This is a genomic window from Streptomyces sp. NPDC055749, assembly GCF_053617235.1.
Genome location: NZ_JBSHFH010000030.1, coordinates 84,995 through 96,163, shown reverse-complemented (window position 1 = coordinate 96,163; position 11,169 = coordinate 84,995). Strand labels below are relative to the sequence as shown.

The 11,169-nt window shown below is 67.9% G+C and carries 10 protein-coding genes; 3 read left to right on the top strand and 7 right to left on the bottom strand.

Annotation, left to right across the window (positions count from 1 at the left end; all coding sequences use genetic code 11):
• Nucleotides 1-75 precede the first annotated feature (75 nt).
• Nucleotides 76-1,410: an MDR family MFS transporter gene (locus ACWGO0_RS22690; RefSeq protein ID WP_453537814.1), complete on the bottom strand. Its 1,335-nt coding sequence runs from the start codon at nt 1,408-1,410 to the stop codon at nt 76-78.
• Nucleotides 1,411-1,616: 206 nt separating this feature from the next.
• On the opposite strand from ACWGO0_RS22690, the gene ACWGO0_RS22685 reads away from it, so the two are divergent.
• On the top strand, nt 1,617-2,378 hold the full coding sequence (locus ACWGO0_RS22685; RefSeq protein WP_453537811.1) for a phosphoglyceromutase: 762 nt from the start codon (nt 1,617-1,619) through the stop codon (nt 2,376-2,378).
• 78 nt (nt 2,379-2,456) lie between these two features.
• On the opposite strand, the gene ACWGO0_RS22680 is transcribed toward ACWGO0_RS22685, so the two are convergent.
• The 5 genes from ACWGO0_RS22680 to ACWGO0_RS22660 form a co-directional block, all read right to left on the bottom strand.
• Nucleotides 2,457-3,692: a tyrosine-type recombinase/integrase gene (locus ACWGO0_RS22680; protein ID WP_453537808.1), complete on the bottom strand. Its 1,236-nt coding sequence runs from the start codon at nt 3,690-3,692 to the stop codon at nt 2,457-2,459.
• Between the two features lie 529 nt (nt 3,693-4,221).
• Nucleotides 4,222-4,443, bottom strand: a complete 222-nt coding sequence (locus ACWGO0_RS22675; protein WP_453537805.1) for a helix-turn-helix domain-containing protein — start codon at nt 4,441-4,443, stop codon at nt 4,222-4,224.
• 250 nt (nt 4,444-4,693) lie between these two features.
• Nucleotides 4,694-6,337, bottom strand: a complete 1,644-nt coding sequence (locus tag ACWGO0_RS22670) for an ATP-binding protein (protein WP_453537802.1) — start codon at nt 6,335-6,337, stop codon at nt 4,694-4,696.
• Nucleotides 6,334-7,005 (bottom strand): HNH endonuclease, encoded by a 672-nt coding sequence (locus tag ACWGO0_RS22665; RefSeq protein WP_453537799.1) that lies wholly within the window; start codon nt 7,003-7,005, stop codon nt 6,334-6,336. Before ACWGO0_RS22665 ends, ACWGO0_RS22670 begins: the two co-directional genes overlap by 4 nt.
• On the bottom strand, nt 7,002-7,598 hold the full coding sequence (locus ACWGO0_RS22660; protein ID WP_453537796.1) for a hypothetical protein: 597 nt from the start codon (nt 7,596-7,598) through the stop codon (nt 7,002-7,004). Before ACWGO0_RS22660 ends, ACWGO0_RS22665 begins: the two co-directional genes overlap by 4 nt.
• 234 nt (nt 7,599-7,832) lie before the next feature.
• Between ACWGO0_RS22660 and ACWGO0_RS22655 the strand changes: the two genes are divergently transcribed.
• Entirely contained in the window at nt 7,833-8,591 is a 759-nt protein-coding gene (locus tag ACWGO0_RS22655; RefSeq protein WP_453537793.1) for a GntR family transcriptional regulator, read from the top strand.
• Entirely contained in the window at nt 8,588-9,151 is a 564-nt protein-coding gene (locus ACWGO0_RS22650) for an AAA family ATPase (RefSeq protein WP_453537790.1), read from the top strand. The genes ACWGO0_RS22655 and ACWGO0_RS22650 overlap by 4 nt, the downstream gene beginning before the upstream one ends.
• 271 nt (nt 9,152-9,422) lie before the next feature.
• On the opposite strand, the gene ACWGO0_RS22645 is transcribed toward ACWGO0_RS22650, so the two are convergent.
• Nucleotides 9,423-10,040 carry an NYN domain-containing protein gene (locus ACWGO0_RS22645; RefSeq protein WP_453537787.1) on the bottom strand — a complete coding sequence of 206 codons (618 nt, stop codon included), beginning with the start codon at nt 10,038-10,040 and terminating at the stop codon, nt 9,423-9,425.
• Nucleotides 10,041-11,169: the final 1,129 nt, after the last annotated feature.

Below are 11,169 nucleotides of genomic sequence, written 5' to 3'. Positions count from 1 at the left end.
ACGGAAGGCTCCGTCGCGGAACACCACCGCGCTGCTCCCTCACCCGCGCCCCGCCCGGCACCGCACGATCCGCGGTCAGCCGACGACCCGCCCGGCCTCAGCCCCCTCCGCCTTCACCGGCACCGGCACCGGCACCGGTGCGACAGCCGTCGCGGGCGCCCCGCTCTCCACGATCGCCGCCTCCCCCACCTGGCCCTCCATGGGCAGGTTGCGCGTCAGCAGCCAGTACCCCGCCGCCGCGACCGTACCCAGTACGGCGCAGGCGCCCCAGAGCCACTCGGCGCCGTACCGGTCGATCACGAAGCCGGACATCAGCGGGGCGACCAGGGCCGCCGCCGACCAGGACATCGTGTACATGCCCTGGTAGCGCCCGCGCCCATGGGCCGGCGAGAGCTGGACGACCAGGCCCGTCTGGGTCGGTGCGTTGATGATCTCGGCGAGGGTCCACACGCAGACCGTCACCGCGTACACGCCGATCGATCCGGCGAACGCGGTCAGCCCGAATCCGTACCCAGCGAGCAGCGACGAGATAACGAGCAGCTTGCGCGGATCGCGGTACTGGATGAAGCGGGTGACGGGGATCTGGAGTGCCACGATCAGCACACCGTTGACGGCGATCGCCGTACCGAAGTCGGAGGCGGAGAATCCGTCGGCCCCCATGGCGACGGGCAGCCCGACGTAACCCTGCTGGAAGATCAGCGCGATCACGAACGACAGCCCGACGACGCTCATGAACCGACCGTCGCGCAGCACGGTGGAGAGCCGGACGTCGTCCGCCACCGCTTCCTTCCCGCCGGGCGCGACGGGCGCCTTCTCCGGCCGTGACTCCGGCACCTTCATGAAGACGAGGACGGCGCAGACGAGCGTCATCGCGGCCTCGCCCATGAACCCGGCGAGATAGCTGTACTCGGCGATGAACCCGGCACCGGCGGACGAGATCGCGAAGCCGAGGTTGATGGCCCAGTAGTTCAGGGAGAACGCCCGCACCCGGTCCTTCGCCGGCACGATGTCGGCCATCATCGCCTGCACGGCGGGCCGCGAGGCGTTGCTCGCCATGCCGACGAGGAACGCGACCCCGGCGATGGCCACCGGGTGCACCATGAACCCGAGCAGCGCCACGGACAGCGCGGTCGACACCTGCGCGATCAGCATGGTGGGCCGGCGCCCCAGCCGGTCCGTCATCACGCCGGCACCGAGCGAGGAGACGACACCGCCGAGCCCGTGGAGCGCGGCGACGAGCCCGGCGTACGAGGCGGAGTACCCCCGGTCCAGGGTCAGATAGAGCGCCATGAAGGTGGCGACGAACGCCCCGAGGCGGTTGACGAGCGTGCTCGTCCACAGCCACCAGAACTCCCGGGGGAGACCGGAGACCGTCTCGCGTGCGGCCCTTCTGAGCCCGTCGACAGACATGCGGATTCCCCCCGGGGACGTACGGATTGGGTGTGGACCGTAAGTGGTCCGATGGCAATCCGAATATTACGAAGCGGGGTTTTCCGTCCGCCACTCGATTGACGCCGACCGTCAATCGGAACCCCCGCGCCCCCTCCCCCACCCCCTCCCGTCCGCTCTGTGACCGGGCGCGCGCGGGCCGCACGGGTTCGATTACGCTCGGGCTCATGGCCGACGCACCGTACAAGCTGATCCTCCTCCGCCACGGCGAGAGCGAATGGAACGCGAAGAACCTGTTCACCGGTTGGGTGGACGTAGACCTCACCGACAAGGGCGAGAAGGAGGCGGTCCGCGGCGGTGAGCTGCTCAAGGACGCCGGCCTGCTCCCCGATGTCGTGCACACCTCCCTCCAGAAGCGCGCGATCCGCACCGCCCAGCTCGGGCTGGAAGCCGCGGACCGCCACTGGATCCCGGTCCACCGCTCCTGGCGCCTGAACGAGCGCCACTACGGCGCCCTCCAGGGCAAGGACAAGGCCCAGACGCTCGCCGAGTTCGGCGAGGAGCAGTTCATGCTCTGGCGCCGCTCGTACGACACCCCGCCGCCGGCCCTCGAGGACGGCACGGAGTTCTCCCAGTCCGACGACGCGCGCTACGCGACGATCCCGAGCGAGCTGCGCCCGCGCACCGAGTGCCTCAAGGACGTCGTCGACCGCATGCTGCCGTACTGGTACGACGGCATCGTCCCCGACCTCCTCGACGGCAGGACCGTCCTGGTCGCCGCCCACGGCAACAGCCTCCGCGGCCTGGTCAAGCACCTGGACGGCATCTCCGACGAGGACATCTCGGGCCTGAACATCCCGACCGGCATCCCGCTCGTCTACGAACTGGACGCCGACTTCCACCCCCTGAACCCGGGTGGCACGTACCTGGACCCGGACGCCGCACAGGCGGCGATCGAGGCAGTGAAGAACCAGGGCAAGAAGAAGTAGGAATAGTGATCATGCCCTTGACCTGCACTTATGGTGCAGGTCAGGGGCTGTTCTTTGTTCTGGGCCCACGCTGGGCCCTCAGTGCAGAGGTTCGTCCGGCCGCAGAGCCTTGCCGAGAGCCTTTCGGGCGCGGTCCCGGCTACTGGGCATGAGGTGCGCGTACACCTTCAGCGTCAGCCCCGGATCGGAGTGCCCCAGGTACTCGCTGACGGCCTTGATGCTCTCTCCGGCGTCCAGCAGTACGGAGGCGTAGAAGTGCCTCAGCGCGTGCATACCGTGCTCCCGAGCGGCGGCGTACTCGCGGCTCTTCGCTACCGGAATGACGCCGACCTTGGCGAGTGCTGGCTTCCAGTGGTCCTCATTCAGCGACGTGCGCCAGACGTGCCCACCGAGCGGGCCGGTGAAGATCAGGCGCTTGGTCACAGGCGGTCCGCCAGCGCGCATCCACGGCAGCGCGATCTCTACCGGCGGGAAGCGCTTCATGTGCGCCTTGAGCGCGTCGGCCACAGGCTCGGGCAGCGGCACGTCCCGCAGCTTGCCACCCTTCGGCGGAGCGAAGACGGGCTGACTCAGGCTCAGCTTGAGCTGTTGGACGACGTGAAGCACCTCGTTGTCGAAGTCCAGCTCGTCGACCGACAGACCGAGGATCTCGCCCTGTCGCAGGCCGCAACCGGCGCCGACGTCGACAAGAGGGCGGAACCGCTCGGCCAGGGCTCCGCGCATGGCGAAGACCCGTTCCGGCAGCCAGGGGACCACCCGCCGCGCGCCCATCTCCGGGAGCGTCACCGTGCGCGAGTGGCAAGGGTTCCGGGGCAGACAGCCGTCTTCGACGGCCGCGCTCAGGATGGCCCGCACGTTGGAGAAGATGACGCGGGCGTACGAGCCAGACATGCCGGATGTTTCGAGCTGCGTCACGAACTCGCGCATGTGACTCGGCTGGAACGAGCCCAGCGGACGTGTCCCGATGCGCGGGAAGGCGTGCAACTTGAGCTGCGACTGCATCGAGGCCCGGGTGTTCGGATCGCCGCTCTGGCTCGCCAGCCACTGTTCGGCGAACTCCTGGAAGGACGTCCGGGCCGCATTCGGATCGATGTACTGACCTCGGGCCACATCTGCGCTGATGCTGCTGAGCCACTGCTCGGCGAGGCGCTTCTGCCCGTCGGCGAAGGACTTGCTCTTGCGCTTGCCGTCGGGCGCGAAGTAGCGCGCCCGATAGCGCATACCGGTCCCGTGCCGGTCCGTCTTAACTCGGACGGTCTTGCCGTCGTCGTCGGTCTCGGTCCGGAACCAACGGTCTTGGATGCTGCCTGCCATGTGAGGTGTGTCCTTTCGTGAACACGCGTCAGGGATGCTGCGGGTGCCGCTAGGTGAGCTGCTCTGCGGGTGTGTTTCGGGTGTGCTGGACTGCGCCTCCCTGCCTCCCTGGAAGCTGTTTGCGCTGGTCAGGCCAAGGGAGGTGGGTCAGGGAGGCGGTCAGGGAGTTCTCCCTGCCTCCCTGGCGGGCGAGGCGCTGCCTCCCTGACCCGCGTAGGGTGCGTTCGGGTTGCCGTCGTCTAGCGGCCAAGGACTCCGTACGCCGGTTCGCCCGGATGCGGAACCCCGGGTTCGAATCCCGGGCGGCAGCCACAAAGGCGGTGAGCCAGACGTGTTGTGACGCCGTGGGGCACGGTGCGATGCCCCCCTTTACCGCCCTTACCTCGCAGGTCGGGGGCCCTTACCTCCCCCTCTACCGGGGTAAAGGGGCCCCTCTACCGGCGAGGGGCGGGTGGAGCCCCGGCGGCGCCTCAGTGGGCGGGTCGCCGGGAACTCCCGGGTAGAGAGGGTGGGCTTTACCTCGGGGTGGTCAGGCGGTGTCGCGGTCGGTCTGCTGGTCGATCCAGGCGCGGACTGCAGCGGGGTCGTAGCGAACGTGCCGGCCGACGCGGAAACCGGGCGGGCCGATGCGCTGCTTGCGCCAGCGATAGACGGTCTCGATCGGCAGGACGAGCATTGCGGCGAGGTCTTCGGGGGTGAGGTAGCGGTCCGGGAGTCCTGCGCGGAGGGTCGCGCGCGGGTCGGTGGCCATGGCGGTGGTGACTCCTCGTGTCCGTGGTGCGGTGCGTGGGAGTGGTGCCGGTCGCCGTCCTAGAGAGTTGATGTATTGCAGCGTCCGCAGCGCCCCAGCGTCCGCACCCATCTGTTAGTGCAGGTCAGTTGAGGTGAGAGGCGCGGACGCTGGTGCGGACGCTGCGGACGCTGGACGGCTTCAGCGTCCGCAGCGGGTGACGCGTCCGGGCCGCTATTCGGCGGCCCGGCCCGGTGGTGTTCCGGCGGCGTCAGTACTGGTCAGGGACCATTTGGTCCGGCCCGATGGAGGCCACCTCCGGCCACAGGGTGGGCTCGGGCGGTGCGGACGCTGACTCGTCGGGAGGGTCGGTCCGGGTGAGGATCAGGAGCTTGGACCGGTGCCGGTCGCGGCTACGTTGCGTGTCGTCCACGGTGATCCCGATGGACCGCAGCAGCGGGGCAAGGCGCTTGACCTTGCCACCCGCGCGGGTGGCGTCCTTGGGCCAGTTCTGCGGCCGGACACCCCCGGGCGGCTGTGCCTGCTCCAGGAGTTGGGCGGCGGTGCCGGTCCAGGTTCCGGCCTGCTCGACCAGGGCCGCGACAGCGGAGCCGAACTGGTCGCCCTCCAACGCGTCTCCGGCGACGTTCGCCGATGCGGCGAGGTAGTCGTCCAGCGTGTTCCACTCCATGACCTGGTCGACGGCCGCGAGCACACGGGCGAAGTCAGCCATGCGCGGCATGGACGCCAGCCGGATAGACGGCAGCACCGCGAGCACGGTGGCCAGCAGGTCACACAGCGATCCGAGGACGGACGGACGCACCGCCTCGAACGCGTCGTCCAACTCCTCCTCGGTCCGGCGCCGCTCCTCGTCGATCAGCTGGAGATCCAGCATCAGCAGCCGTTCGGCGAGGTCCCCCGCGAGAGCTCCGGCGTCGATGGTCGTCATGGCGAGCACGCGGCGGAAGGAGAGCACGACGACGTCGTCGTCGGTGTACAGGGCCCGGTCCACGATCCCGTCCCCGGTGACGGCCTTGCACAGAGTGTCGGAGAGCCACGGCGGAATCGTGCTGATGTTGTCCAGGCACAGGGCCCAGGAGTTGAACGCCTGCGCGGACCATGCCTTGATGTCCCGCGGCTGCGACCGCTTCGAGGCGGGTGAGGGGTCGATGAGGTTCACGACCATCTGCGCCGTCTTCGACTTGCCCGTGCCCTGCTCGCCCTTGAACGTCAGGACCGGGTGGGGGATCTTCGGAATCCATGCGGCGACCAGCCACGCCACGAGCTGACGGAACGTGGAGTCGTCCATGTTGAGCAGCGCGTGAAGCTTCGACAGGCCGTCCCCGACCAGGATCGGGGTGGGCATCGGCGCCATGGCCCCCGACCGCCGGAAGAGAACCGGCGAGCGGTCAACGACGTGCCATCCGCCGGCCGACAGGGTCACCGCCCGCCCGTCGGCCGTGCCGAGGTCGACCACGAGCGTTCCCGCGTCGTCGTGTCCGACCCGAAGGTGCACCGGCACTGGGTCGTTGGAGTCGGCGATGCCTTCCAGGACCGTCATGGCGTCGGCGAGCGCGGACTGTGATGCCACGTCCCCTTCGAAGGTGTCGGCGTACAGACGGGCCAGGCGCTGGCGCAGACCGGTGCGGCCACGCAGCGGGAGGGCGAGGTTCGGGCCGTCGATCGCGACCGCGTAGGGACGGCCGTCGGTCGACATGACGAACGTGTACTGATCGCGGGCCATGGCCACGAGCCGGACTGCCGCAGACGGCTTCTTGCCGCCGTCCTCGGTCGGCTGCTTGGCCGGTCGGGTCTTGTTCACGGCCGGTCGGTCGGCCGACTCGGTCGGGGCGATCGGGTCGATCGGGTCGATCGGTCGGGCCTGTCCGTTCACGCGCTGGGTGCTGGTGTTCATGCGCTCACCCCTCGATCGGTCGGCTGTTCACAAGTGTTCAGTCGGGGCGTCCGGCGGGTGTGTTCGAGTCGACCGACGCGCACCGCACGTCTCGCTGTCTGGCGGTGAATCGCCTGACCAGGGGTCGACTGTTCACGGCGTTCACCGGACTGTTCACGGGGTACGGCGATCGACTGGCGGGCGTGGGCGAGTCGGGCCAGCAGGCGCCAGTCGACCGAGGTGGACGGGGTGGAAGTCGGGTCGGCTTCCACCCGTCTTCCACCCGACTCGACCAGCGGATTCCCGCTCACCCCGTCGCGATCGGGGACACGGTCGGCACTCGCGGTGAACGCGCTCTGGGGGTCGGTGAACGCGGGGTGGAAGCCGTGAACTTCCACCTCTTCCACCGGGTGGAAGGTCCCTCGGTTCCCTGTCGTCGACCACACCAGCAGGAGCGCCATGGACAGCGGCAGCCGGTCGGCTTTCGCGTGATTGCACGGCCCGCACGCGAGGGTCAGGTGAACCACCGACCAGGTCGGAAAGAGCGAGCGCGGCACGATGTGGTCCAGCGTCGCCTCCCGCAGGGAAGCGAACGGCCGAAGGCAGTACGTGCATCGGGCACCGTGGCGCCTGGCGAGCTGTTCCTTGCGCTGGCGCCGACGGGACGCGGTCAGGTGACGGACGCTCACGGACGCAGCTCCCCGGCGTGACGCTCGGTGTGACGCAGGCCGTCACGCAGGTCAACGCCCTGCCGGTATCCCGCGCGGTGGCGTCGGATCTCCGCCCGCGCGTGGACCGGGCACAGCATGTCGACGGGCCCGCAGTCATCGTCGTAGAACGTCGGGATGCAACGCGTACCCCTGCACGGGCAGTCGCCGTCGACCGCAGCGGTTCCGTTGCGGAGCCTGGTCTCCTCACTCATGCGGTCGCCGAAGACGCTGTTGGCGGACTCCTGGTCGGCCACGTTCAGACGGCCCCGCTTCGGGAACCGCTGCTCGTGCCGCTGCTGAATCTGCGGGGTGACCAGGCCGCTCAGCTCCAGCAACCGGTGGCCGTAGAAGAACTCTCCCCGACGACGGATCTCCGCCGCACCCAGCCGCTCGACGCCCTGCACGATCCATTCACGGACCTGCTCCGACGAGTGGCGACGGCGCCCCGACGGCATGTCCGACGCGTACAGGGCAACCGCCCTCTCCGAGCCGGTCAGGTCCTGCACTCGCACCATCTGGCCGGACTGAACCGGCACCTGCACGAGCGGCTTCACTAAGGTTCCAGGCATCATGGACTTACCCCTTTGAGGGTCGGGGAGCGGCTGACTGCTTGGCGGTAGGGAGCCGCTCCCTGCTGTTCCTGGCGAGCCAGGACTTCGTTCGCATCCGCACCCCACGCAGCCGGGTGCAGCACTCTCCGATCGATCGAATCGACCGGTGGGCACATCCCTAGGGTTCCCTAGGGCACCCTAGGGTGTCAAGCGGTACGCTAGGGATGTCATCCACGGAGACAAGGGAGCTGAGAGATGTCGGAGCAGGCCGACAATCGAGCGCCGTACGCGCAGATCGCCGCGCACTACGCGGAGGTGATCACGTCAGGCCAGTTGTCGCCGGGCTCGCTTCTGCCGAGCATCAAGAACCTCGCGCAGGAGTGGCAGGTCAGCACCGCGACTGCCGAGAAGGCGTTGCGGAAGCTGCGGAGTGAGGGTCTTGTCCGGGGCATTCATGGCATCGGGACGGAAGTGCTGGACCGCCCCTCTCCGATGTCGTCTGGATCTCAGCGTCAGGACCGAGGGCGCCGCAGCGGGTCAAGCTGGGGATCCGGCGAGCGGTCCGACTCTCACCAAGCCTCAGTAGTGCCGGCGCCTGCCGACGTGGCCAGGGCACTGGATATCGAGCCTGGATCGGACGTCGTCAGGCGGTGTCGCGTGTACCGCGACCGACACGGAATCGTCGCCCACTCCACTTCCTGGATCCCTGCCCAGTACGGGAAGTTGGTGCCGCAGTTGGCAAAGAGCGAGCGGCTGACCGGGGGAACTTCACTCCAGCTCATCGCTCAGGCAACCGGCCGACCTATCACCCACCGGGTCGACACCGCGTCCGCACGTCTGCTGACGCCGGACGATGCTTCGCTCCTGGAGTTGGATCCCGCGATGGCTGCGACGGGACCAGTAGTCGTGATGACGGCGAAGTTCGTGGACAGCGCGGAGACCGTCGTGGAGTACGGCGTCGACCTCGGCAGCCCCGGCCGCACGTGGCAGACGGAATCGGAAGTCACCCAGTGATCGACGCCGACAGCAGCGCCCGGCCGTTCTGCGTGCTGATGGCAGGGCTCCCCGGCTCGGGAAAGACAACCCTTTCCCGAGTACTGACGGCCCGCGGCTTCGCCAGGCTGTGCCCGGACGAGGAGATGTGGCGCCGACACGGCGTCTACGGCGTCGACTTCCCCCGGGGCACGTTCCCGACCCTTGAGCGCCCGGTCCTCGAAGACATCTCCGCAGACCTCGGCGAGGCCCTTCAGGCTGGGCAGAACGTAGTGGTCGATCACGGCTTTTGGACGCCGGACGATCGGGCTCGATGGCGATCGATCGCGACGGATGCCGGCGCAATCACGGTGCTTGTCTACCTGGAGGCAAGTCACGAAGAGCTCTGGTCGCGCGTGAACAGGCGGAACGTGCAGCATGAGGCAGATCCGAACGCGATCTACTTCGCCGAGAACGACCTGATCCGCTACCGTGCCCGATTCGTCCCGCCTCAGCCCCACGAGCCCCACATCGTCTACGACGGCGATCCCGAATCCGTACTGAAAGCGCTGGAAGGAGCGGCGCGGCTTCAGGACCGCTAGACGCTAGACCGCAGCTCAGCACCCTGATTCGCCGCTAGCGGCGGCGCTAGACCTAGCGGGGGTGGGTGCTAGGTCTAGCGACCAATCCGGGGCTCCCTCTCGCCAGAAGGGCGATCTGCGGAGCGGCCAAGCCGCACATTCCTTGGCAGCTCGCTGCGCGAGCGCTCGGCGACCGCCGGGCGTGCTGGCCGCCACGGTGCATCGACCGAAGGTGCCACGGGCGATGGTCTGGTCAGCAGGGAGCAACCGCGTGTGCGGCGCAGACTGGACCTCAGACCCACTTCGCTGGTCGCTCGATGCCATGGCCCGTCACGGGGTCGAGGACCTTAGCGGGGAGCTGTGCACCCGAGAACCGTCCGCGGCCAATGGAGAATGAGGCGGGCATCAACTTCTTCAGCTCATTCGAGAACCTCTTAGGAGGGAAGGCAGCCATGATGTGGGTCCCTGGCCCCAGGCTCCTTGCCTTTCGTACCGCTGGCGAGAGATCGCTGTCTGCGCTGATGAGCATCGCAGCCGTGGCAGTCTTCGTTGCAATGTCGGCGACCAAGGAGACCGCTATGTTGACGTCGGTCTCCTTCTCCTCGTATTGGGTCCATTGAGAACCGCACTTCCGGCACTGCTTCTGCTTGGACTGGTAGCGGCCTTTGATGATCTCGATTGCTGTACCGCTATGAGCGGTCAGGGCCTGCAAGTAGGCGTCCTGCCGACTGAGAGCTCCGGGGTCGTTCATGACGGGAGCTGTGAAGTACTTGACCTTCGCTAGCCGATCCTGCGGTCGCAACGTCTGGGCCAGTTTCTCCAGGTCAAGCCACAGAAACTTGCGCCCGTACCTTTCATGGAGGCCGTGATACAGGTTGAACCCATCGACATAGACGATCAGCTCGGCCACGCTGGCTTCCCCTCCCGAGGTGCGGAGGTGTGAGCGTTGGTTCGTCACTCCGGCGGCCGGAGGGCGCCCGGGTTCTACTCGCCTGATCGCGCACTACCTACCTGTGCAAACAAAAACGGCCCCTTACGGGGCCGTCGAACCAGGGCCTTGCGGACCCGGCGGGGTATGCGATGAGTTTAGAGCCACCCACCCGTTGCGTCAACACGCCTGGAGGGCAGCTAGACCAGCAAAACGCCGCGCTGGCTGCCACAGCCGCAAGCGCGCGGCGCTCGCCCCACATCCTGGCCTCAGTGGCGCATCGACGGAGAGTGTTACGGGGCCGGGAGGCGAAGAGGCCGGCCACCGTCCACACGTGGCGGGGTGGCCCCTTCCCAGAGGACGAGGGACACGACTGGGCTGCTAAGTGGAAGAGTCCGTCCTGATGCCTCAGTAGCCCTGCGTCGAAGGTTAGCGTCCGCACTACCCAACCCTTAAGAGACGCCTTGACCTGCGGTGATGCCCTTAAGGCAGAGCGAGGGTTGCGGACTCTGCGGACACTGGCGGACGCTACACATTTTGTTTAGCGTCCGCAGTGTCTGTGCAGGTCAGGGCCTATATGGGTGCACGTGTGGACGCTACGGACGCTGTCTTCCCTCAACTCTCTAGTAAGAGGTGGGGTGAGAGCTAAGCGGAATGCCCCCGCGCCACTGAAAAGCTTCGGTGAGCCACCCAGGAGGGGGCGGGGCCGGACGTCCTCAAGCACCGATGCCCTCTGCCGCTCTGCCGTGGCTACGAACGGCTTTTCAGTGGGGCGGGCGGCGTGCCGCTGAACAGCAAGAGGAGCACCCGGCCGGGCGTGCTCCTCTTGCTGTTCAGCGGCTCTCGCGGCGGGGAAGCCACCACACCCCCGGGCGAGTGGTGCCTTCGGGCTCTGGCAGACACCGCCACAAGTCTTCGTCCTCGCAGGGAGTGACGAAGTTTCCGGTTTCTCAGTTTCCTCAACGGCTCACTACGCGTGCGCGCGCGATCAGCGAAACTTGGGTCACGCTGCGTCGTCGCGGGGCCTCTCGCGGCCCATCTCGCCCACAGGGCGCCGGAACCTCCACTGAAGGCCTGCGGCGCTCTACGGGCCGCCTAGCTATCCGAGCGC

Excerpts from the sequence above, each read along its gene's own strand:
- ACWGO0_RS22690 (WP_453537814.1), bottom strand. The coding sequence starts at position 1,410 with ATGTCTGTCGACGGGCTCAGAAGGGCCGCACGCGAGACGGTCTCCGGT.
- ACWGO0_RS22685 (WP_453537811.1), top strand. The coding sequence starts at position 1,617 with ATGGCCGACGCACCGTACAAGCTGATCCTCCTCCGCCACGGCGAGAGC.
- ACWGO0_RS22680 (WP_453537808.1), bottom strand. The coding sequence starts at position 3,692 with ATGGCAGGCAGCATCCAAGACCGTTGGTTCCGGACCGAGACCGACGAC.
- ACWGO0_RS22675 (WP_453537805.1), bottom strand. The coding sequence starts at position 4,443 with ATGGCCACCGACCCGCGCGCGACCCTCCGCGCAGGACTCCCGGACCGC.
- ACWGO0_RS22670 (WP_453537802.1), bottom strand. The coding sequence starts at position 6,337 with ATGAACACCAGCACCCAGCGCGTGAACGGACAGGCCCGACCGATCGAC.
- ACWGO0_RS22660 (WP_453537796.1), bottom strand. The coding sequence starts at position 7,598 with ATGATGCCTGGAACCTTAGTGAAGCCGCTCGTGCAGGTGCCGGTTCAG.
- ACWGO0_RS22655 (WP_453537793.1), top strand. The coding sequence starts at position 7,833 with ATGTCGGAGCAGGCCGACAATCGAGCGCCGTACGCGCAGATCGCCGCG.